The organism is Enterobacter sp. Bisph1, from assembly GCF_000814905.1.
Classification (GTDB): domain Bacteria; phylum Pseudomonadota; class Gammaproteobacteria; order Enterobacterales; family Enterobacteriaceae; genus Kosakonia.
Genome location: NZ_JXAG01000013.1, coordinates 1 through 20928 on the forward strand (window position 1 = coordinate 1; position 20928 = coordinate 20928).

A 20928-nucleotide genomic window follows, 5' to 3' on the forward strand; every position below is an offset into this window, starting at 1 on the left:
GCTGCAATCACTACCGTTCTGGCAAAAACCTACGGTGGTTCTGCTCGCGCATTCGACCAGATCGATAACGCGCCGGAAGAAAAAGCACGTGGTATCACCATCAACACGTCTCACGTTGAATATGACACCCCGTCTCGCCACTACGCACACGTAGACTGCCCGGGCCACGCCGACTATGTTAAAAACATGATCACCGGTGCTGCGCAGATGGACGGCGCGATCCTGGTTGTTGCTGCGACTGACGGCCCGATGCCGCAGACTCGTGAGCACATCCTGCTGGGTCGTCAGGTAGGCGTTCCGTACATCATCGTGTTCCTGAACAAATGCGACATGGTTGATGACGAAGAGCTGCTGGAACTGGTTGAGATGGAAGTTCGTGAACTGCTGTCTCAGTACGATTTCCCGGGCGACGACACCCCGATCGTACGTGGTTCTGCTCTGAAAGCGCTGGAAGGCGACGCTGAGTGGGAAGCGAAAATCATCGAACTGGCTGGTCACCTGGACTCTTACATCCCGGAACCGGAACGTGCGATTGACAAGCCGTTCCTGCTGCCGATCGAAGACGTATTCTCCATCTCCGGTCGTGGTACCGTTGTTACCGGTCGTGTAGAGCGCGGTATCATCAAGGTTGGTGAAGAAGTTGAAATCGTTGGTATCAAAGATACCGCGAAATCAACCTGTACCGGCGTTGAAATGTTCCGCAAACTGCTGGACGAAGGCCGTGCTGGTGAGAACGTTGGTGTTCTGCTGCGTGGTATCAAACGTGAAGAAATCGAACGTGGTCAGGTACTGGCTAAGCCGGGTTCCATCAAGCCGCACACCAAATTCGAATCTGAAGTGTACATCCTGTCCAAAGACGAAGGCGGCCGTCATACTCCGTTCTTCAAAGGCTACCGTCCGCAGTTCTACTTCCGTACAACTGACGTGACTGGCACCATCGAACTGCCGGAAGGCGTAGAGATGGTAATGCCGGGCGACAACATCAAAATGGTTGTTACCCTGATTCACCCGATCGCGATGGACGACGGTCTGCGTTTCGCAATCCGCGAAGGCGGCCGTACCGTTGGCGCGGGCGTTGTAGCTAAAGTTCTGAGCTAATCAATTAGCTTTGAATTGAAAAAGGGCGCTTCGGCGCCCTTTTTGCTGTCTGCGATTTGCGATGAAATATTTGGACAAAATTATGCCTGCTTTTAAGCGAATCGCCTGAAGCCTGTGCTATTGTAATCATAACTATTCTCATTTACACTTTGCGCATAAATTGAACGGGAGCGATCATGTACGTTTGTTTGTGTAATGGTGTGAGTGACAAAAAAATCCGCCAGGCAGTGCGCCAGTTTCATCCTCAATCATTTCAGCAACTCCGCAAGTTTGTTCCGGTCGGAAATCAGTGTGGAAAATGTGTTCGTGCGGCAAGAGAGATAATGCAGGACGAATTGACGCAGATGCCGGAATATAAAGAGATAGCCTGAACCAAACTTTTTTTTGACATCCCGGTAGCCCCATCTACGCTTCAATAAGTGGAAGCGGAGGGACTATAATGAAAGGTGATGTTAAGATTATAAATTATCTCAATAAATTATTGGGAAATGAGCTTGTCGCAATAAACCAATACTTTCTCCACGCGAGAATGTTCAAGAACTGGGGACTGACGCGCCTCAACGATGTCGAATACCATGAATCCATCGATGAAATGAAACACGCCGATCTCTATATCGAGCGTATTCTGTTTCTTGAAGGCATTCCTAATTTGCAGGATTTGGGCAAGCTGGGGATTGGTGAAGATGTTGAAGAGATGCTGCAATCCGACCTGAGACTGGAACTGGAAGGCGCGAAAGATCTGCGTGAGGCTATCGCCTACGCCGACAGCGTTCATGACTATGTCAGCCGCGATATGATGATCAACATTCTTGCTGAAGAAGAACATCACATTGACTGGCTTGAGACAGAGCTGGATTTGATCGGTAAAATCGGTATGCAGAATTATCTACAGTCGCAAATCAAAGTGGAAGAGTAGTTAGCACAGTATGAGATCCCGTCAGTAAACCCGCTGCCGCCAGAAATGGCCCGAAAGGCAGTGGGTTTTTTAATGCCTGCCGATTGCGTAAGCCAATCGCTTTACAAAGGGCGGTAATACAGGCCAGCAACGCCGCGATAAAAACCAACCCGGGCAAAATTTGCCAGCCGTGCCAGGCCCCCAGCGCTGCAAGATATTTCACATCCCCATAGCCTAACCCTTCCTGACCGCGTATCCCGCGATAACCCCAATACAAAAAAGCAAAACCTATGTATCCGGCTGCGGCACCGATCACCGCCTGCGCCAGAAGTTCCGTGCGCCAGAAGCAGTGCCAGAGCAGCCCGGCCCAGAGAAGAGGGCAGGTAAATCGGTCTGGCAATAGCCCGCTTCGCAGGTCATGCCAAACGAGAAGCAGATTAAGTACCAGATAGACGAGAATAAAAAACATGGTTCTGCCGGTAAGTCAGTTGATGGCTGACCAGAATGCGCAAGCTGGCATTCAAAGCCAATCCACTATTGCCAGCGTTACGTACACGCGCCTGATAAAAGCGCATTATGGCGTTGCAGCGACATTACCCCTGCGAGCAGCTCTGTTTAAATTCTAAACTCTACTTGCGTCCGGCTCAGATTTACGTATAATGCGCGGGCTTGTCGTAAATGGCAGCAGGTTCGATATGAGCCACAGTGGTGGTGTTTAGCCACTAACAACGCCCCCAATCGCGGGGCAACGTAAGAACGATTACACTCCCCCATCAATCGTAATGGGTGTGAGGAGTAATTATTTTCGTCTATAAATAATTGGAGCTCTGGTCTCATGCAGAACCAAAGAATCCGTATCCGTCTTAAAGCGTTTGATCATCGTCTGATCGATCAATCAACCGCGGAAATCGTCGAGACTGCTAAGCGCACTGGTGCGCAAGTCCGTGGTCCGATCCCGCTGCCGACCCGCAAAGAGCGCTTTACCGTTCTGATCTCTCCGCACGTTAACAAAGACGCGCGCGATCAGTACGAAATCCGCACTCACAAGCGTCTGGTTGACATCGTTGAGCCAACCGAGAAAACCGTTGATGCTCTGATGCGTCTGGACCTGGCTGCCGGTGTAGACGTGCAGATCAGCCTGGGTTAATCAGGTCATCGAGCGATTGAGAGGTTGAAACAATGATTGGTTTAGTCGGTAAAAAAGTGGGTATGACCCGCATCTTCACTGAAGATGGCGTATCTATCCCAGTAACCGTAATCGAAGTTGAAGCAAACCGCGTTACTCAGGTTAAAGATCTGGCTAACGACGGCTACCGCGCTGTCCAGGTTACCACCGGTGCTAAAAAAGCTAACCGTGTAACCAAACCGGAAGCGGGTCACTTCGCTAAAGCTGGCGTTGAAGCTGGCCGTGGTCTGTGGGAATTCCGTCTTGCTGACGGCGAAGAATTCACCGTAGGTCAGGACATTAGCGTTGAGCTGTTTGCTGAAGTTAAAAAAGTTGACGTAACTGGCACCTCTAAAGGTAAAGGTTTCGCAGGTACCGTTAAGCGCTGGAACTTCCGTACCCAGGACGCTACTCACGGTAACTCCCTGTCTCACCGCGTTCCGGGTTCTATCGGTCAGAACCAGACTCCGGGCAAAGTGTTCAAGGGCAAGAAAATGGCAGGTCAGCTGGGTAATGAGCGCGTAACCGTTCAGAGCCTGGACGTAGTACGTGTTGACGCTGAGCGCAACCTGCTGCTGGTTAAAGGTGCTGTCCCGGGTGCAACCGGTAGCGACCTGATCGTTAAACCAGCTGTGAAGGCGTGAGGAGATAGCAATGGAATTAGTATTGAAAGACGCGCAGAGCGCGCTGACTGTTTCCGAAACTACCTTCGGTCGTGACTTCAACGAAGCGCTGGTACACCAGGTTGTTGTTGCTTATGCAGCTGGTGCTCGTCAGGGTACTCGTGCTCAGAAGACCCGTGCTGAAGTAACTGGTTCCGGTAAAAAACCGTGGCGCCAGAAAGGCACCGGCCGTGCTCGTTCAGGTTCTATTAAGAGCCCGATCTGGCGTTCTGGTGGCGTGACCTTCGCTGCGCGTCCGCAAGACCACAGTCAAAAAGTTAACAAAAAGATGTACCGCGGCGCGCTGAAAAGCATCCTGTCCGAACTGGTACGTCAGGATCGTCTGATCGTTGTCGAACAGTTCTCTGTTGAAGCGCCGAAAACCAAGCTGCTTGCTCAGAAACTGAAAGACATGGCTCTGGAAGATGTGCTGATCATCACCGGTGAGCTGGACGAGAACCTGTTCCTGGCCGCACGCAACCTGCACAAGGTTGACGTTCGCGACGCGACTGGTATCGACCCGGTTAGCCTGATCGCCTTCGACAAAGTCGTAATGACTGCTGATGCTGTTAAGCAAGTTGAGGAGATGCTGGCATGATTCGTGAAGAACGTCTGCTGAAGGTGCTGCGCGCACCGCACGTTTCTGAAAAAGCGTCTACTGCGATGGAAAAAACAAACACCATCGTTCTCAAAGTTGCTAAAGACGCGACCAAAGCAGAAATCAAAGCTGCTGTGCAGAAACTGTTTGAAGTCGAAGTCGAAGTCGTTAACACCCTGGTTGTTAAAGGGAAAGTTAAACGTCACGGACAGCGTATCGGTCGTCGTAGCGACTGGAAAAAAGCTTACGTCACCCTGAAAGAAGGCCAGAATCTGGACTTCGTCGGCGGCGCTGAGTAAGTCGGAGGAGTAATACAATGGCAGTTGTTAAATGTAAACCGACATCTCCGGGTCGTCGCCACGTTGTTAAAGTGGTTAACCCTGAGCTGCACAAGGGCAAACCTTTTGCTCCGTTGCTGGAAAAGAACAGCAAATCCGGTGGTCGTAACAACAATGGCCGTATCACCACTCGTCATATCGGTGGTGGCCACAAGCAGGCTTACCGTATTGTTGACTTCAAACGCAACAAAGATGGTATCCCGGCAGTTGTTGAACGTCTTGAGTACGATCCGAACCGTTCCGCGAACATCGCGCTGGTTCTGTACAAAGATGGCGAACGCCGTTACATCCTGGCCCCTAAAGGCCTGAAAGCTGGCGACCAGATTCAGTCTGGCGTTGATGCTGCAATCAAAGCAGGCAACACCCTGCCGATGCGCAATATTCCGGTTGGTTCTACCGTTCATAACGTAGAAATGAAACCGGGTAAAGGCGGTCAGCTGGCTCGTTCCGCTGGTACTTACGTTCAGATCGTTGCTCGTGACGGTGCTTATGTCACCCTGCGTCTGCGCTCTGGTGAAATGCGTAAAGTAGAAGCAGAATGCCGCGCTACTCTGGGCGAAGTTGGCAATGCTGAGCATATGCTGCGCGTTCTGGGTAAAGCAGGTGCTGCACGCTGGCGTGGTATTCGTCCTACCGTTCGCGGTACTGCGATGAACCCAGTCGACCACCCACATGGTGGTGGTGAAGGTCGTAACTTTGGTAAGCACCCGGTAACTCCGTGGGGCGTTCAGACCAAAGGTAAGAAGACCCGCAGCAACAAGCGTACTGATAAATTCATCGTACGTCGCCGTAGCAAATAATTTTAGAGGATAAGCCATGCCACGTTCTCTCAAGAAAGGTCCTTTTATTGACCTGCACTTGCTGAAGAAGGTAGAGAAAGCGGTGGAAAGCGGAGACAAGAAGCCCCTGCGCACTTGGTCCCGTCGTTCAACGATCTTTCCTAACATGATCGGTTTGACCATCGCTGTCCATAATGGTCGTCAGCACGTTCCGGTATTTGTTTCCGACGAAATGGTCGGTCACAAACTGGGTGAATTCGCACCGACTCGTACTTATCGCGGCCACGCTGCTGATAAAAAAGCGAAGAAGAAATAAGGTAGGAGGAAGAGATGGAAACTTTAGCTCAACATCGCCATGCTCGTTCTTCTGCTCAGAAGGTTCGCCTTGTTGCAGACCTGATTCGCGGTAAGAAAGTGTCGCAGGCCCTGGATATTCTGACCTACACCAATAAGAAAGCGGCTGTACTGGTCAAGAAAGTTCTGGAATCTGCCATTGCTAACGCTGAACACAACGATGGCGCTGACATTGACGATCTGAAAATTACGAAAATTTTCGTAGACGAAGGCCCGAGCATGAAGCGCATTATGCCGCGTGCAAAAGGTCGTGCAGATCGCATCCTGAAGCGCACCAGCCACATCACTGTGGTTGTGTCCGATCGCTGAGACTCTGGAGACTAGCAATGGGTCAGAAAGTACATCCTAATGGTATTCGCCTGGGTATTGTAAAACCATGGAACTCAACCTGGTTTGCGAACACCAAAGAATTCGCTGACAACCTGGACAGCGATTTTAAAGTACGTCAGTACCTGACTAAGGAACTGGCTAAAGCGTCTGTATCTCGTATCGTTATCGAGCGTCCGGCTAAAAGCATCCGTGTGACTATTCACACTGCTCGCCCGGGTATCGTTATCGGTAAGAAAGGTGAAGACGTTGAAAAACTGCGCAAGGTCGTAGCGGATATCGCTGGCGTTCCTGCTCAGATCAATATCGCCGAAGTTCGTAAACCTGAACTGGACGCAAAACTGGTTGCTGACAGCATCACTTCTCAGCTGGAACGTCGCGTTATGTTCCGTCGTGCTATGAAGCGTGCTGTACAGAACGCAATGCGTCTGGGCGCTAAAGGTATCAAAGTTGAAGTTAGCGGCCGTCTGGGCGGCGCGGAGATCGCACGTACCGAATGGTACCGTGAAGGTCGCGTTCCGCTGCACACTCTGCGTGCTGACATTGACTACAACACCTCCGAAGCGCACACCACTTACGGTGTAATCGGCGTAAAAGTGTGGATCTTCAAAGGCGAGATCCTTGGTGGTATGGCTGCAGTTGAACAACCGGAAAAACCGGCTGCTCAACCTAAAAAGCAGCAGCGTAAAGGCCGTAAATAAGGAGCGTCGCTGATGTTACAACCAAAGCGTACAAAATTCCGTAAAGTGCACAAAGGCCGCAACCGTGGTCTCGCGCAGGGCACGGATGTGAGCTTCGGCACTTACGGTCTGAAAGCTGTTGGCCGTGGTCGTCTGACCGCTCGTCAGATCGAAGCAGCGCGTCGTGCAATGACTCGTGCTGTTAAGCGTCAGGGTAAGATCTGGATCCGTGTATTCCCGGACAAACCGATCACCGAGAAGCCGCTGGAAGTTCGTATGGGTAAAGGTAAAGGTAACGTGGAGTATTGGGTTGCCTTGATTCAGCCGGGTAAAGTCCTGTACGAAATGGACGGTGTTCCGGAAGAGCTGGCCCGTGAAGCCTTCGAGCTGGCAGCAGCAAAACTGCCGATTAAAACCACCTTTGTAACTAAGACGGTGATGTAATGAAAGCAAAAGAGCTGCGTGAAAAGAGCGTTGAAGAGCTGAACACCGAGCTGCTTAACCTGCTGCGCGAGCAGTTCAACCTGCGTATGCAGGCTGCAAGTGGCCAGCTGCAACAGACTCACCTGTTGAAGCAAGTGCGTCGTGATGTCGCACGCGTTAAGACTTTACTGACTGAGAAGGCGGGTGCGTAATGACCGATAAAATCCGTACTCTGCAAGGTCGTGTTGTTAGCGACAAAATGGAGAAATCCATTGTTGTAGCTATCGAACGTTTTGTGAAACACCCGATCTACGGTAAATTCATCAAACGTACGACTAAACTGCACGTACATGACGAGAACAACGAATGCGGTACCGGCGACGTGGTTGAAATCCGCGAATGCCGCCCGCTGTCCAAGACTAAATCCTGGACGCTGGTTCGCGTTGTAGAGAAAGCGATTCTGTAATAGAGTACGCGTTCTCAAACGAATAAACGGCTCAGTGATGAGCCGTTTATTTTTTCTACCCATATCTGAGATCCGGTGTTATAATGCCGCGCCCTCGATATGGGGCTTTTTATCGACCCTGATTTTGGGGTCTTCAGTAGTAGTTGACATTAGCGGAGCACTGAAATGATCCAAGAACAGACTATGCTGACCGTCGCCGACAACTCCGGTGCACGTCGCGTAATGTGTATCAAGGTTCTGGGTGGCTCGCACCGTCGCTACGCAGGCGTAGGCGACATCATCAAGATCACCATCAAAGAAGCAATTCCGCGTGGTAAGGTCAAAAAAGGTGATGTGCTGAAGGCGGTAGTGGTGCGCACCAGGAAGGGTGTTCGTCGCCCTGACGGTTCTGTCGTTCGCTTCGATGGCAATGCTTGTGTTCTTTTGAACAACAACAGCGAGCAGCCTATCGGTACGCGTATTTTTGGGCCGGTTACTCGTGAACTTCGTTCTGAGAAGTTTATGAAAATCATCTCTCTGGCACCAGAAGTACTCTAAGGAGCGAATCATGGCAGCGAAAATCCGTCGTGATGACGAAGTTATCGTGTTAACCGGTAAAGATAAAGGTAAACGCGGTAAAGTAAAAAATGTTCTGACTTCCGGCAAGATCATTGTTGAAGGTATCAACCTGGTTAAAAAACATCAGAAGCCGGTTCCGGCCCTGAACCAACCAGGCGGCATCGTTGAAAAAGAAGCTGCAATTCAGGTTTCTAACGTTGCGATCTTCAATGCGGCAACCGGCAAAGCGGACCGTGTAGGCTTTAGATTCGAAGACGGCAAAAAAGTCCGTTTCTTTAAATCTAACAGCGAAACTATCAAGTAATTTGGAGTAGTACGATGGCGAAACTGCATGATTACTACAAAGACGAAGTAGTTAAGAAACTCATGACTGAGTTTAACTACAATTCTGTCATGCAAGTCCCTCGGGTCGAGAAGATCACCCTGAATATGGGTGTTGGTGAAGCGATCGCTGACAAGAAACTGCTGGATAACGCAGCAGCTGACCTGGCAGCAATCTCCGGTCAAAAACCGTTGATCACCAAAGCGCGCAAATCAGTTGCGGGCTTCAAAATCCGTCAGGGCTATCCGATCGGCTGTAAAGTGACTCTGCGTGGCGAACGCATGTGGGAGTTCTTTGAGCGCCTGATCACTATTGCTGTACCGCGTATCCGTGACTTCCGTGGCTTGTCCGCGAAGTCTTTCGACGGTCGTGGTAACTACAGCATGGGTGTCCGTGAGCAGATCATCTTCCCAGAAATCGACTACGATAAAGTCGACCGCGTGCGTGGTTTGGATATTACCATTACCACTACTGCGAAATCTGACGAAGAAGGCCGTGCTCTGCTGGCTGCCTTTGACTTCCCGTTCCGCAAGTAAGGTAGGGTTACTTCATGGCTAAGCAATCAATGAAAGCACGCGAAGTTAAACGCGTAGCTTTGGCTGAAAAATACTTCGCGAAACGCGCTGAACTGAAAGCGATCATTTCTGATGTGAACGCTTCCGACGAAGATCGTTGGAATGCTGTTCTCAAGCTGCAGAGTCTGCCGCGTGATTCCAGCCCGTCTCGTCAGCGTAACCGCTGCCGCCAAACTGGTCGTCCGCACGGTTTCCTGCGGAAGTTCGGGTTGAGCCGTATTAAGGTCCGTGAATCCGCTATGCGCGGTGAAATCCCGGGTCTGAAAAAGGCTAGCTGGTAATTGTCACCAATTGAATCACGGGAGTAAAGACAGATGAGCATGCAAGATCCGATCGCGGATATGCTGACCCGTATCCGTAACGGTCAGGCCGCGAACAAAGCTGCGGTCACCATGCCTTCCTCCAGGCTGAAAGTGGCAATTGCCAACGTGCTGAAGGAAGAAGGTTTTATTGAAGATTTCAAAATTGAAGGCGACACCAAGCCGGAACTGGAAGTGACTCTTAAGTACTTCCAGGGTAAAGCTGTGGTAGAAAGCATTCAGCGTATCAGCCGCCCAGGTCTGCGCATCTATAAGAAAAAAGATGAGCTGCCGAAAGTTATGGGTGGTATGGGTATCGCGGTTATTTCTACCTCTAAAGGTGTTATGACCGATCGTGCAGCGCGCCAGGCTGGTCTTGGTGGCGAAATTATCTGCTACGTAGCCTAATCGGAGGAAACAATGTCTCGTGTTGCTAAAGCACCGGTCGTTATTCCTGCCGGCGTTGACGTAAAAATCAACGGTCAGGTTATCACGATCAAAGGTAAAAACGGCGAGCTGACTCGTACTCTCAACGATGCTGTTGTAGTTAATCAGGCAGACAATACCCTGACTTTCGGTCCGCGTGATGGTTACGTAGACGGTTGGGCTCAGGCTGGTACCGCGCGTGCCCTGTTAAACTCAATGGTTGTCGGTGTTACCGAAGGCTTCACTAAGAAGCTGCAGCTGGTTGGTGTAGGTTACCGCGCAGCGGTCAAAGGAAACGTAGTAAACCTGGCTCTGGGTTTCTCGCATCCGGTTGATCATCAGCTGCCGGCAGGTATTACTGCAGAATGTCCGTCTCAAACTGAAATCGTGCTGAAAGGCGCTGATAAGCAGATGATCGGACAGGTTGCAGCAGATCTGCGCGCCTACCGTCGTCCTGAGCCTTATAAAGGCAAGGGTGTTCGTTACGCCGACGAAGTCGTGCGTACCAAAGAGGCTAAGAAGAAGTAAGGTAACACTATGGATAAGAAATCTGCTCGTATCCGTCGTGCGACCCGCGCACGCCGCAAGCTCAAAGAGCTTGGTGCGACCCGCCTGGTGGTACATCGTACCCCGCGTCATATTTACGCCCAGGTAATCGCATCGAATGGTTCTGAAGTTCTGGTAGCTGCTTCTACTGTAGAAAAAGCTATCTCTGAACAATTGAAGTACACCGGTAACAAAGACGCAGCCGCAGCAGTAGGTAAAGCTGTTGCTGAACGCGCTCTGGAAAAAGGCATTAAAGATGTGTCCTTTGACCGTTCCGGGTTCCAATATCATGGTCGCGTCCAGGCACTGGCAGATGCTGCCCGTGAAGCTGGCCTTCAGTTCTAAGGTAGAGGTGTAAGATGGCTCACATCGAAAAACAGGCTGGCGAACTGCAGGAAAAGCTGATCGCGGTAAACCGCGTATCTAAAACCGTTAAAGGTGGTCGTATTTTCTCCTTCACAGCTCTGACTGTTGTTGGTGATGGTAACGGTCGCGTAGGTTTTGGTTACGGTAAAGCCCGCGAAGTTCCGGCAGCGATCCAGAAAGCGATGGAAAAAGCCCGTCGCAATATGATTAACGTCGCGCTGAACCACGGCACCCTGCAGCACCCGGTTAAGGGTACTCACACGGGTTCTCGTGTATTCATGCAGCCGGCTTCCGAAGGTACCGGTATTATTGCCGGTGGTGCAATGCGCGCCGTTCTGGAAGTCGCTGGGGTTCATAACGTTCTGGCCAAAGCATATGGTTCCACCAACCCGATTAACGTGGTTCGTGCAACTATTGATGGCCTGGAAAATATGAAATCCCCGGAAATGGTCGCTGCCAAGCGTGGTAAATCCGTTGAAGAAATTCTGGGGTAATTGACCATGGCAAAGACTATTAAAATCACTCAAACCCGCAGTGCAATCGGTCGTCTGCCGAAACACAAGGCAACGCTGCTTGGCCTGGGTCTGCGTCGTATTGGTCATACTGTTGAACGTGAGGATACTCCTGCGGTTCGTGGTATGGTCAACGCGGTTTCCTTCATGGTTAAAGTTGAGGAGTAAGAGATGCGTTTAAATACTCTGTCTCCGGCCGAAGGCTCCAAAAAGGCGGGTAAACGCCTGGGTCGTGGTATCGGTTCTGGCCTCGGTAAAACCGGTGGTCGTGGTCACAAAGGTCAGAACTCTCGTTCTGGCGGTGGCGTACGTCGCGGTTTCGAGGGTGGCCAGATGCCACTGTATCGTCGTCTGCCGAAATTCGGTTTCACTTCTCGCAAGGCAATGATCACGGCTGAGATTCGTCTCTCCGATCTGGCTAAAGTAGAAGGCGACGTAGTAGACCTGAACACGCTGAAAGCGGCTAACATTATCGGCATCCAGATCGAGTTCGCGAAAGTGATCCTGGCTGGTGAAGTAGTTCGTCCGGTAACTGTTCGTGGCCTGCGTGTTTCTAAAGGCGCTCGTGCTGCTATCGAAGCTGCTGGCGGTAAAATTGAGGAATAAGTAGCAGATGGCTAAACAACCGGGATTAGATTTTCAAAGTGCCAAGGGTGGAATTGGCGAACTGAAACGCAGACTGCTGTTTGTTATCGGTGCGTTGATTGTGTTCCGTATTGGCTCTTTTATTCCGATCCCTGGTATTGATGCCGCTGTACTTGCCAAACTGCTTGAACAACAGCGTGGCACCATCATTGAAATGTTTAACATGTTCTCTGGTGGTGCTCTTAGCCGTGCTTCTATCTTTGCGCTGGGTATCATGCCGTATATTTCGGCATCGATTATTATCCAGCTGTTAACGGTCGTTCATCCGACCCTGGCAGAGCTGAAGAAAGAAGGGGAGTCTGGACGTCGTAAGATTAGCCAGTACACCCGTTATGGCACTCTGGTGTTGGCGATATTTCAGTCGATCGGTATTGCTACCGGTTTACCGAATATGCCTGGTATGCAAGGTCTGGTAATGAATCCAGGCTTTGCATTCTATTTCACCGCTGTTGTGAGTCTGGTTACAGGAACGATGTTCCTGATGTGGCTCGGTGAACAGATTACTGAAAGGGGTATCGGCAACGGTATCTCCATCATTATCTTTGCCGGCATTGTGGCGGGTCTTCCGCCAGCCATTGCCCATACTATCGAGCAAGCGCGTCAAGGCGACCTGCACTTCCTCCTGTTGCTGTTGGTTGCAGTATTAGTATTCGCAGTGACGTTCTTTGTTGTATTCGTTGAACGTGGCCAACGTCGTATCGTCGTTAACTACGCAAAACGTCAGCAGGGTCGTCGTGTCTATGCTGCACAGAGCACACATTTACCGCTGAAAGTGAATATGGCGGGGGTAATCCCGGCAATCTTCGCTTCCAGTATTATTCTGTTCCCGGCGACCATCGCGTCATGGTTCGGGGGCGGTACTGGTTGGAACTGGCTGACAACAATTTCGCTGTATTTGCAGCCTGGGCAACCGCTTTATGTGTTACTCTATGCGTCTGCAATCATATTCTTCTGTTTCTTTTACACGGCGTTGGTTTTCAACCCGCGTGAAACAGCAGATAACCTGAAGAAGTCCGGTGCATTTGTACCAGGAATTCGTCCGGGAGAGCAAACGGCGAAGTATATTGATAAAGTAATGACCCGCCTGACTTTGGTCGGTGCGCTCTATATTACTTTTATCTGCCTGATCCCGGAGTTCATGCGTGATGCAATGAAAGTACCGTTCTACTTCGGTGGGACCTCATTACTTATCGTTGTTGTCGTCATTATGGACTTTATGGCTCAAGTGCAAACTCTGATGATGTCCAGTCAGTACGAGTCTGCATTGAAGAAGGCGAACCTGAAAGGCTATGGCCGTTAATGGTCGTCTGAGAAGTTACGGAGAGTAAAAATGAAAGTTCGTGCTTCCGTCAAGAAATTATGCCGTAACTGCAAAATCGTTAAGCGTGATGGCGTCATCCGCGTGATTTGCAGTGCCGAGCCGAAACATAAACAGCGCCAAGGCTGATTATTTCGCATATTTTTCTTGCAAAGTTGGGTTGAGCTGGCTAGATTAGCCAGCCAATCTTTTGTATGTCTGTACGTTTCCATTTGAGTATCCTGAAAACGGGCTTTTCAGCATGGTGCGTGCAAGTAAAATTATAGGAGTGCATAGTGGCCCGTATAGCAGGCATTAACATTCCTGATCAGAAACATGCTGTGATCGCATTAACTTCGATCTATGGCGTCGGTAAAACCCGCTCCCAAGCCATTCTGGCTGCTGCGGGCATCGCTGAAAATGTTAAGATCAGTGAGCTGTCTGAAGAACAAATCGACACGCTGCGTGACGAAGTTGCCAAATTTGTCGTTGAAGGTGATCTGCGCCGTGAAGTTAGCATGAGCATCAAGCGCCTGATGGATCTTGGTTGCTATCGCGGTTTGCGTCATCGTCGTGGTCTCCCGGTTCGCGGTCAGCGTACCAAGACCAACGCACGTACCCGTAAGGGTCCGCGCAAACCGATCAAGAAATAATCGGGGTGATTGAATAATGGCAAAGGCACCAATTCGTGCACGTAAACGTGTAAGAAAACAAGTCTCTGACGGCGTGGCTCATATCCATGCTTCTTTCAACAACACCATCGTTACTATTACCGATCGTCAGGGTAACGCGCTGGGTTGGGCAACAGCCGGTGGTTCCGGTTTCCGTGGTTCTCGCAAATCCACTCCGTTTGCAGCTCAGGTTGCGGCAGAGCGTTGCGCTGAAGCCGTAAAAGAATACGGCATCAAGAATCTGGAAGTTATGGTTAAGGGACCGGGTCCGGGCCGCGAATCTACTATTCGTGCTCTGAACGCCGCTGGTTTCCGCATCACTAATATTACTGATGTGACTCCGATCCCTCACAACGGTTGTCGTCCGCCGAAAAAACGTCGCGTATAACGCGCTCGTTTTCTAGGATTGTTGGAGAAAGAAAATGGCAAGATATTTGGGTCCTAAGCTCAAGCTGAGCCGTCGTGAGGGCACAGACCTGTTCCTTAAGTCTGGCGTTCGCGCGATCGATACCAAGTGTAAAATTGAACAAGCTCCTGGCCAGCACGGTGCGCGTAAACCGCGTCTGTCTGACTATGGTGTGCAGTTGCGTGAAAAGCAAAAAGTTCGCCGTATCTACGGTGTGCTGGAGCGTCAGTTCCGTAACTACTACAAAGAAGCAGCACGTCTTAAAGGCAACACCGGTGAAAACCTGTTGGGTCTGCTGGAAGGTCGTCTGGACAACGTTGTATACCGTATGGGTTTCGGCGCCACTCGTGCAGAAGCACGTCAGCTGGTTAGCCACAAAGCTATCATGGTAAACGGTCGTGTTGTTAACATCGCTTCTTATCAGGTTAGTCCGAATGACGTCGTTAGCATTCGTGAGAAAGCGAAAAAGCAGTCTCGCGTGAAAGCAGCTCTCGAGCTGGCTGAGCAGCGTGAAAAGCCAACCTGGCTGGAAGTTGATGCTGGCAAGATGGAAGGTACGTTTAAGCGTAAGCCGGAGCGTTCTGATCTGTCTGCGGACATTAACGAACACCTGATCGTCGAGCTTTACTCCAAGTAAAGCTTAGCACCAAAGAGAGGACACAATGCAGGGTTCTGTGACAGAGTTTCTAAAACCGCGCCTGGTAGATATCGAGCAAGTGAGTTCGACGCACGCCAAGGTGACCCTTGAGCCTTTAGAGCGTGGCTTTGGCCATACTCTGGGTAACGCACTGCGCCGTATTCTGCTCTCATCGATGCCGGGTTGCGCGGTGACAGAGGTTGAGATTGATGGTGTACTTCATGAGTACAGCACCAAAGAAGGCGTTCAGGAAGATATCCTTGAAATCCTGCTCAACCTGAAAGGGCTGGCGGTAAGAGTTCAGGGTAAAGATGATGTTATTCTTACTCTGAATAAATCTGGCATTGGCCCTGTGACCGCAGCCGACATTACCCACGACGGTGATGTCGAAATCGTCAAGCCGCAGCATGTGATCTGCCACCTGACCGATGAAAACGCATCTATTAACATGCGTATCAAAGTTCAGCGCGGTCGTGGTTATGTTCCGGCTTCTGCCCGAATTCATTCGGAAGAAGATGAGCGCCCAATCGGCCGTCTGCTCGTTGACGCGTGCTACAGCCCTGTAGAGCGTATTGCCTACAATGTTGAAGCTGCACGTGTTGAACAGCGTACCGACCTGGACAAGCTGGTCATCGAAATGGAAACCAACGGCACAATCGATCCTGAAGAGGCGATTCGTCGTGCGGCAACCATTCTGGCTGAACAACTTGAAGCTTTCGTTGACTTACGTGATGTACGTCAGCCGGAAGTTAAAGAAGAGAAACCAGAATTCGATCCGATTCTGCTGCGCCCTGTTGACGATCTGGAATTGACTGTCCGCTCTGCTAACTGCCTCAAGGCAGAAGCTATCCACTATATCGGTGATCTGGTACAGCGTACCGAGGTTGAGTTGCTGAAAACGCCGAACCTGGGTAAAAAATCTCTTACCGAGATTAAAGACGTGCTGGCCTCACGTGGTCTGTCTCTGGGCATGCGCCTGGAAAACTGGCCGCCGGCAAGCATTGCTGACGAGTAACCGGATCACAGGTTAAGGTTTTACTGAGAAGGATAAGGTCATGCGCCATCGTAAGAGTGGTCGTCAACTGAACCGCAACAGCAGCCATCGCCAGGCCATGTTCCGTAACATGGCAGGCTCTCTGGTTCGTCATGAAATCATCAAGACGACCCTGCCGAAAGCGAAAGAGCTGCGTCGCGTAGTTGAGCCGCTGATTACTCTTGCCAAGACGGATAGCGTTGCTAATCGTCGTCTGGCATTCGCCCGCACTCGTGATAACGAGATCGTGGCAAAACTGTTTAACGAGCTGGGCCCGCGTTTCGCGAGCCGTGCCGGTGGTTACACTCGCATTCTGAAGTGTGGCTTCCGTGCTGGTGACAATGCTCCGATGGCTTACATCGAGCTGGTTGATCGCGCCGAGCCGAAAGCAGAAGCTGCTGCTGAGTAATCTGCAGTAACGTAAAAGAACCCGCTTCGGCGGGTTTTTTTATATCCTCCGTTCCGCCTCTTTCCTAAACTATGCTTATCTTTTTTGTTCATCCGCCGGAGAGCTATGATGTGGTTGCTTGATCAGTGGGCAGAACGTCATATCGTTGATGCTCAGAAAAAAGGTGAGTTTGATAATCTTCCCGGCAGCGGCGAACCGTTATCGCTGGATGATGATTCCCATGTTCCGGCTGAACTCCGTGCCGGATATCGCTTATTAAAAAATGCAGGCTGCCTGCCACCAGAACTCGAATATCGCAAAGAAGCAATCATGCTTATCGATTTGCTAAGCAGCGTGGAGCACGATGATCCGCGATTTCACGAAGTTAAACGACGATTATCGCTGCTTGAAATCAAACTGCGCCAGGCGGGATTGAGCACCGATTTCCTGCGAGGGGATTACGCCGCTAAAGTGCAGCAAAAATTAACCGGGGAATAGATATGTACCGCATTGGTGAAATAGCAAAACTGGCTGAAGTAACACCGGATACGATCCGCTATTACGAAAAACAGCAAATGATGGATCATCAGGTGAGAACGGAAGGGGGATTTCGTCTCTATACGGACAGGGATCTGCAGCGATTAAAGTTTATTCGTCATGCCCGGCAGCTGGGTTTTACCCTGGAATCTATCCGTGAGCTGTTGTCGATCCGTATTGATCCTGAGCATCATACCTGCCAGGAGTCAAAGAGCATTGTCCAGGCGCGTTTAAGCGAAGTGGAAGCGCGTATTGAGGAACTACAATCCATGCGCCGCTCCCTGAAAAAGCTGAATGATGCCTGCTGCGGCACGGCACATAGCAGCGTTTATTGTTCCATTCTCGAAGCTCTTGAACAGGGCGCAAGCGGTGATGCTACGAAAGCAGCAAGTTGATCTTATGATTAAAGAGATCTACACTTCGGCCGTTTTAACACACAATCTGGAGAAATGATGAGTCGCTATCAGCACACTAAAGGGCAGATCAACGATAACGCCATTGAGGCACTGTTACATGATCCGCTGTTTCGACAACGCATAGAGAAAAACAAAAAAGGGAAAGGCAGTTATTTACGAAAAGATAAACATGCGAAAAAAGGCTTTCAGGAGGCCAGTGGCAAGCAAGCGATTCGCTTATTTACCACTGGCCTTCTTGCATTTGCTTAAATGCGACTGTTTTGCTCTTTCAACAGATCGCGAATCTCGCTTAACAAGACCTCTTCTTTACTCGGTGCCGGCGCTGCTTTCGGCTCTTCTGCCTGTTTCCGTTTAAGCTTATTAATCAGCTTAATCGCCATAAAGATGGCAAACGCGACGATAATGAAATCAAAAATATTCTGAATAAATACGCCGTAATGCATTACAACTGCAGGAATGTCGCCCTGCGCCTCGCGTAATGTCCAGGCAAAAGATTTAAAATCGATGCCGCCAATTAATAATCCGAGCGGCGGCATAATGATATCGGCAACAAGCGACGACACTATTTTGCCGAATGCTGCACCAATGATCACACCTACCGCTAAATCGACGACATTTCCGCGCATTGCAAATTCGCGGAACTCTTTCAAAATGCTCATATCCCTTCTCCATGTGCAGGCTGTGACGTTAAGTCTAACAAATTCCCGATCAATTTCCATTTACGCAGGGGAATTACGATTTTTCTAAATCCCTGTTAAAAGAGGGGAATAAGAGAAGGGCGCTTATTATCACGCCCTGCTTATCATAAGAAAAACGGACTGGGCTGGAATAATCGCTCGACGTCAGTGATATATTTTTTATCAGTTAAAAACATAATCACATGATCGCCTTGCTCAATTCGCAAATTATCATTAGCGATCATCACGTCGTTTCCACGAACGACTGCGCCGATTATTGTACCTGGAGGAAGTTTTATTTCATCAATGACGCGACCTACTACGCGCGAGGTAGTTTCGTCTCCATGCGCCACGGCTTCAATCGCTTCTGCGACGCCACGGCGCAACGAAGAAACACCGACAATATCTGCTTTACGTACATGGCTTAGCAGCGCGGAAATGGTCGCCTGCTGCGGAGAGATGGCGATATCAATCACGCTGCCCTGCACCAGATCGACATAAGCCCGCCGCTGAATCAACACCATCACTTTCTTCGCGCCCATCCGTTTGGCCAGCATCGCGGACATAATATTTGCTTCGTCATCATTAGTGACGGCAATAAAGAGATCGACCTGATCGATATGTTCTTCCGCAAGTAATTCCTGATCCGATGCGTCACCAAAAAAAACAATGGTGTTCTGCAGTTTCTCGGCCAGTTCTGCGGCGCGCTGCTGATCGCGTTCGATCAATTTTACGCTGTAATCTTTTTCTAACTGACGCGCCAGCCCGGCACCGATATTTCCGCCGCCAACCAACATAATGCGTTTATAGGGTTTTTCCAGCCGCTGCAGTTCGCTCATCACGGCACGAATATGCTGCGAGGCGGCAATAAAAAATACCTCATCACCGGCTTCTACAATGGTTGAACCTTGCGGACGGATAGGCCTATCGTGACGGAAGATCGCCGCAACCCGCGTATCAATATGTGGCATATGTTCGCGCATGGTTGAAAGCGCATTACCAATCAGTGGTCCACCATAATAGGCTTTCACTACCGCCAGGCTGACTTTACCTTCGGCGAAATTCACCACCTGCAATGCGCCAGGATATTCGATCAAACGGTAGATACTGTCGATAACCAACTGTTCAGGGGCGATCAAATGATCGATGGGCACCGCTTCTGAATGAAAAAGCTTATCAGCATCGCGCACGTAATCTGGCGAACGGATACGGGCAATTCGATTAGGTGTATTGAAAAGCGAATAAGCCACCTGGCAAGCCACCATATTGGTTTCATCAGAGCTTGTCACCGCGACTAACATATCAGCGTCATCAGCACCGGCTTCACGCAGGACACGCGGATGCGATCCGTGGCCCTGTACAACCCGGAGATCGAATTTGTCCTGCAACGTACGTAAACGATCGCCATTGGTATCTACAACGGTAATATCGTTATTCTCTCCGACCAGGTTTTCAGCCAGCGTTCCACCGACCTGCCCCGCACCCAGAATAATTATTTTCATCAGTCGCGACCCGTTATAACTATCACTGTTTGATTATCTTAGCGTAAAAGAATCCATCGCCTTCTTCCGCGCCCGGCAGGTTTTGCAGGCCCGGTTGTTCCGGCGTACCCGTTTCGCTCAGTTGCGCATCAGCGGTACGTTTGAGGAAGGCTGCGATCTGCTGGCTATTCTCTTCCGGTAAGATAGAGCACGTCGCATACACCAGCGTACCGCCCGATTTCAAATGTGGCCAGATAGCATCAAGAATCTCGGACTGCAGCTGCGCCAGATCGGGGATATCGCGATCGCGGCGCAGCCATTTAATATCCGGATGACGGCGTATAACCCCCGTCGCTGAGCAGGGCGCATCTAACAGAATACGATCAAATTTCTCATCGCCGCACCACTGCGCCGGGATTCGACCATCGCCTTGTTTCACTTCGGCTTTCATCCCCAGTCGTTTCAGGTTGTCGTAAACTCGCGATAAACGCTGTTCGTCAATGTCAACCGCCAGCACGCTGGCCTGCGGCGCCGCCTCGAGGATATGCGTGGTTTTACCGCCGGGCGCTGCGCAAAGATCAAGGATTCGCTCGCCATCTTTTGGCGCGAGTAACGTGACGCAGCGTTGCGCTGAGGCATCTTGCACGGTAACCCAGCCTTCAGCAAAACCGGGCAGGGCAGTAACAGGCACCGGGTTTTCGAGGCGAACAGCATCTGGATAATGGGGATGGGTGAACCCTTGCAGATCGGCTTCATTCAGCAATGCCAGCCAGCTATCCCGTGAATTATGCTGGCGATTGACGCGCAGCCACATCGGCGGCCGCTGGTTACAGGCATCAACCACCTGTTGCCACTGTTGCGGATAAGCTTTTTGTACCCGATTCAACAGCCACTTTGGAAACAGAAAGCGGTTTTCGCTTTCGGCGAATTCCGCCATCAGCTCTTCTTGCTGACGCTGGAACTGTCGTAACACGCCATTAATCAACCCCTTAAGCTGCGGGCGTTTAATGACCACTGCGCCTTCAACGGTTTCTGCCAACGCCGCATGGGCAGGAATACGCGTATGCAGAAGTTGGTAAAAGCCAACCATAATCAGGTAATGAACCGTGCGTTGCTTACCGGTCATTGGGCGGGACATCAATTTATTGATTAGCCAGTCAAGCTGCGGTAACACACGCAATGCGCCAAAGCACAGCTCCTGGAGCAGCGCTTTATCTTTCTCGGAAACTTTCTGCTGTAACGGCGGCAGGATGTTACTGAGCGATTGCCCCTGTTCCACCACCTGCTCAATTGCCTGCGCAGCCATGCTGCGTAAATTTATTTGTTTTTTCATAAGGATAAAAATAAAAAT

General features: G+C 50.5%; 38 protein-coding genes. 34 read left to right on the top strand and 4 right to left on the bottom strand.

All coding sequences use genetic code 11. The features are described 5' to 3' along the window. The 3 genes from tuf to bfr form a co-directional block, all read left to right on the top strand. The coding region (tuf, locus tag RW65_RS00235; protein ID WP_052250246.1) for an elongation factor Tu at nt 1–1098 on the top strand (1098 nt) is incomplete at its 5' end. Between the two features lie 176 nt (nt 1099–1274). After that, nucleotides 1275–1469 (top strand): bacterioferritin-associated ferredoxin, encoded by a 195-nt coding sequence (gene bfd / locus RW65_RS00240; RefSeq protein WP_017460066.1) that lies wholly within the window; start codon nt 1275–1277, stop codon nt 1467–1469. 68 nt (nt 1470–1537) lie between these two features. Then, complete coding sequence (gene bfr, locus RW65_RS00245) at nt 1538–2014, top strand: bacterioferritin (protein WP_039054668.1); 477 nt, start codon at nt 1538–1540, stop codon at nt 2012–2014. Here bfr and RW65_RS00250 read toward each other — a convergent pair. After that, nucleotides 1998–2462, bottom strand: a complete 465-nt coding sequence (locus RW65_RS00250; RefSeq protein WP_039054669.1) for a prepilin peptidase — start codon at nt 2460–2462, stop codon at nt 1998–2000. The two genes, bfr and RW65_RS00250, sit on opposite strands and share 17 nt — an antisense overlap. A 366-nt stretch (nt 2463–2828) precedes the next feature. Between RW65_RS00250 and rpsJ the strand changes: the two genes are divergently transcribed. The 31 genes from rpsJ (at nt 2829) to RW65_RS00405 (ending at nt 17668) form a co-directional block, all read left to right on the top strand. Beyond that, nucleotides 2829–3140 (top strand): 30S ribosomal protein S10, encoded by a 312-nt coding sequence (gene rpsJ, locus RW65_RS00255; protein WP_001181005.1) that lies wholly within the window; start codon nt 2829–2831, stop codon nt 3138–3140. Between the two features lie 32 nt (nt 3141–3172). After that, nucleotides 3173–3802, top strand: a complete 630-nt coding sequence (gene rplC, locus RW65_RS00260) for a 50S ribosomal protein L3 (protein ID WP_024549497.1) — start codon at nt 3173–3175, stop codon at nt 3800–3802. Between the two features lie 10 nt (nt 3803–3812). Further along, the gene (gene rplD, locus RW65_RS00265; protein WP_007369811.1) at nt 3813–4418 is read left to right on the top strand and encodes a 50S ribosomal protein L4; all 606 of its coding nucleotides are present in this window, start codon (nt 3813–3815) and stop codon (nt 4416–4418) included. Continuing rightward, nucleotides 4415–4717: a 50S ribosomal protein L23 gene (gene rplW, locus RW65_RS00270; RefSeq protein ID WP_000617546.1), complete on the top strand. Its 303-nt coding sequence runs from the start codon at nt 4415–4417 to the stop codon at nt 4715–4717. The genes rplD and rplW overlap by 4 nt, the downstream gene beginning before the upstream one ends. 17 nt (nt 4718–4734) lie before the next feature. Further along, entirely contained in the window at nt 4735–5556 is an 822-nt protein-coding gene (gene rplB / locus RW65_RS00275; RefSeq protein ID WP_039054670.1) for a 50S ribosomal protein L2, read from the top strand. A 16-nt stretch (nt 5557–5572) separates the two neighbouring features. After that, complete coding sequence (gene rpsS, locus RW65_RS00280; protein WP_001138115.1) at nt 5573–5851, top strand: 30S ribosomal protein S19; 279 nt, start codon at nt 5573–5575, stop codon at nt 5849–5851. Nucleotides 5852–5865: 14 nt separating this feature from the next. Then, nucleotides 5866–6198: a 50S ribosomal protein L22 gene (gene rplV / locus RW65_RS00285; RefSeq protein WP_032938700.1), complete on the top strand. Its 333-nt coding sequence runs from the start codon at nt 5866–5868 to the stop codon at nt 6196–6198. A 17-nt stretch (nt 6199–6215) separates the two neighbouring features. Beyond that, nucleotides 6216–6917, top strand: coding sequence for a 30S ribosomal protein S3 (gene rpsC, locus RW65_RS00290; protein ID WP_000529945.1), 702 nt, complete (start codon nt 6216–6218; stop codon nt 6915–6917). A 12-nt stretch (nt 6918–6929) separates the two neighbouring features. After that, nucleotides 6930–7340, top strand: a complete 411-nt coding sequence (rplP, locus tag RW65_RS00295; protein WP_007369814.1) for a 50S ribosomal protein L16 — start codon at nt 6930–6932, stop codon at nt 7338–7340. Continuing rightward, nucleotides 7340–7531, top strand: coding sequence for a 50S ribosomal protein L29 (gene rpmC, locus RW65_RS00300; protein ID WP_004388609.1), 192 nt, complete (start codon nt 7340–7342; stop codon nt 7529–7531). Before rplP ends, rpmC begins: the two co-directional genes overlap by 1 nt. Continuing rightward, the gene (gene rpsQ / locus RW65_RS00305) at nt 7531–7785 is read left to right on the top strand and encodes a 30S ribosomal protein S17 (RefSeq protein ID WP_017460070.1); all 255 of its coding nucleotides are present in this window, start codon (nt 7531–7533) and stop codon (nt 7783–7785) included. The genes rpmC and rpsQ overlap by 1 nt, the downstream gene beginning before the upstream one ends. 165 nt (nt 7786–7950) lie before the next feature. Beyond that, nucleotides 7951–8322, top strand: a complete 372-nt coding sequence (rplN, locus tag RW65_RS00310) for a 50S ribosomal protein L14 (protein WP_039054671.1) — start codon at nt 7951–7953, stop codon at nt 8320–8322. Between the two features lie 10 nt (nt 8323–8332). After that, the gene (rplX, locus tag RW65_RS00315) at nt 8333–8647 is read left to right on the top strand and encodes a 50S ribosomal protein L24 (RefSeq protein ID WP_039054672.1); all 315 of its coding nucleotides are present in this window, start codon (nt 8333–8335) and stop codon (nt 8645–8647) included. A gap of 14 nt (nt 8648–8661) precedes the next feature. Continuing rightward, nucleotides 8662–9201: a 50S ribosomal protein L5 gene (gene rplE, locus RW65_RS00320; protein ID WP_001096200.1), complete on the top strand. Its 540-nt coding sequence runs from the start codon at nt 8662–8664 to the stop codon at nt 9199–9201. A 14-nt stretch (nt 9202–9215) separates the two neighbouring features. Then, nucleotides 9216–9521 carry a 30S ribosomal protein S14 gene (gene rpsN, locus RW65_RS00325; protein ID WP_007369817.1) on the top strand — a complete coding sequence of 102 codons (306 nt, stop codon included), beginning with the start codon at nt 9216–9218 and terminating at the stop codon, nt 9519–9521. A gap of 33 nt (nt 9522–9554) precedes the next feature. Further along, on the top strand, nt 9555–9947 hold the full coding sequence (rpsH, locus tag RW65_RS00330) for a 30S ribosomal protein S8 (RefSeq protein ID WP_039054673.1): 393 nt from the start codon (nt 9555–9557) through the stop codon (nt 9945–9947). Nucleotides 9948–9959: 12 nt separating this feature from the next. After that, nucleotides 9960–10493: a 50S ribosomal protein L6 gene (rplF, locus tag RW65_RS00335; protein WP_039054674.1), complete on the top strand. Its 534-nt coding sequence runs from the start codon at nt 9960–9962 to the stop codon at nt 10491–10493. Between the two features lie 9 nt (nt 10494–10502). Beyond that, nucleotides 10503–10856 carry a 50S ribosomal protein L18 gene (rplR, locus tag RW65_RS00340; RefSeq protein WP_017460073.1) on the top strand — a complete coding sequence of 118 codons (354 nt, stop codon included), beginning with the start codon at nt 10503–10505 and terminating at the stop codon, nt 10854–10856. 14 nt (nt 10857–10870) lie between these two features. Continuing rightward, entirely contained in the window at nt 10871–11371 is a 501-nt protein-coding gene (gene rpsE / locus RW65_RS00345; protein WP_007369821.1) for a 30S ribosomal protein S5, read from the top strand. 6 nt (nt 11372–11377) lie between these two features. Further along, nucleotides 11378–11557, top strand: coding sequence for a 50S ribosomal protein L30 (rpmD, locus tag RW65_RS00350; RefSeq protein WP_001140434.1), 180 nt, complete (start codon nt 11378–11380; stop codon nt 11555–11557). A 3-nt stretch (nt 11558–11560) separates the two neighbouring features. After that, on the top strand, nt 11561–11995 hold the full coding sequence (gene rplO / locus RW65_RS00355) for a 50S ribosomal protein L15 (RefSeq protein ID WP_039054675.1): 435 nt from the start codon (nt 11561–11563) through the stop codon (nt 11993–11995). A gap of 7 nt (nt 11996–12002) precedes the next feature. Continuing rightward, nucleotides 12003–13334, top strand: a complete 1332-nt coding sequence (gene secY, locus RW65_RS00360) for a preprotein translocase subunit SecY (RefSeq protein ID WP_039054676.1) — start codon at nt 12003–12005, stop codon at nt 13332–13334. Between the two features lie 30 nt (nt 13335–13364). After that, the gene (rpmJ, locus tag RW65_RS00365) at nt 13365–13481 is read left to right on the top strand and encodes a 50S ribosomal protein L36 (RefSeq protein WP_000868187.1); all 117 of its coding nucleotides are present in this window, start codon (nt 13365–13367) and stop codon (nt 13479–13481) included. A 146-nt stretch (nt 13482–13627) separates the two neighbouring features. Further along, entirely contained in the window at nt 13628–13984 is a 357-nt protein-coding gene (gene rpsM / locus RW65_RS00370) for a 30S ribosomal protein S13 (protein ID WP_023479435.1), read from the top strand. Nucleotides 13985–14000: 16 nt separating this feature from the next. After that, entirely contained in the window at nt 14001–14390 is a 390-nt protein-coding gene (gene rpsK, locus RW65_RS00375) for a 30S ribosomal protein S11 (protein ID WP_002919257.1), read from the top strand. 34 nt (nt 14391–14424) lie between these two features. Beyond that, complete coding sequence (gene rpsD, locus RW65_RS00380) at nt 14425–15045, top strand: 30S ribosomal protein S4 (protein WP_003031138.1); 621 nt, start codon at nt 14425–14427, stop codon at nt 15043–15045. Nucleotides 15046–15070: 25 nt separating this feature from the next. Beyond that, entirely contained in the window at nt 15071–16060 is a 990-nt protein-coding gene (locus tag RW65_RS00385; RefSeq protein WP_007369825.1) for a DNA-directed RNA polymerase subunit alpha, read from the top strand. 40 nt (nt 16061–16100) lie between these two features. After that, the gene (rplQ, locus tag RW65_RS00390; protein WP_002919206.1) at nt 16101–16487 is read left to right on the top strand and encodes a 50S ribosomal protein L17; all 387 of its coding nucleotides are present in this window, start codon (nt 16101–16103) and stop codon (nt 16485–16487) included. A gap of 108 nt (nt 16488–16595) precedes the next feature. Further along, nucleotides 16596–16964 carry a DnaJ family domain-containing protein gene (locus tag RW65_RS00395; RefSeq protein ID WP_039054677.1) on the top strand — a complete coding sequence of 123 codons (369 nt, stop codon included), beginning with the start codon at nt 16596–16598 and terminating at the stop codon, nt 16962–16964. Nucleotides 16965–16966: 2 nt separating this feature from the next. Continuing rightward, on the top strand, nt 16967–17398 hold the full coding sequence (zntR, locus tag RW65_RS00400) for a Zn(2+)-responsive transcriptional regulator (protein WP_039054678.1): 432 nt from the start codon (nt 16967–16969) through the stop codon (nt 17396–17398). 57 nt (nt 17399–17455) lie between these two features. Next, on the top strand, nt 17456–17668 hold the full coding sequence (locus tag RW65_RS00405; RefSeq protein WP_039054679.1) for an alternative ribosome-rescue factor A: 213 nt from the start codon (nt 17456–17458) through the stop codon (nt 17666–17668). Here RW65_RS00405 and mscL read toward each other — a convergent pair. From mscL to rsmB, 3 genes are all read right to left on the bottom strand, one after another. Beyond that, nucleotides 17665–18078, bottom strand: coding sequence for a large-conductance mechanosensitive channel protein MscL (gene mscL, locus RW65_RS00410; RefSeq protein ID WP_039054680.1), 414 nt, complete (start codon nt 18076–18078; stop codon nt 17665–17667). The genes RW65_RS00405 and mscL overlap by 4 nt on opposite strands. A gap of 143 nt (nt 18079–18221) precedes the next feature. After that, nucleotides 18222–19598, bottom strand: coding sequence for a Trk system potassium transporter TrkA (gene trkA / locus RW65_RS00415; protein WP_039054681.1), 1377 nt, complete (start codon nt 19596–19598; stop codon nt 18222–18224). Between the two features lie 22 nt (nt 19599–19620). Beyond that, a complete protein-coding gene (gene rsmB / locus RW65_RS00420) occupies nt 19621–20910 on the bottom strand; it encodes a 16S rRNA (cytosine(967)-C(5))-methyltransferase RsmB (protein WP_039054691.1) in 1290 nt (429 codons plus the stop codon). Nucleotides 20911–20928: the final 18 nt, after the last annotated feature.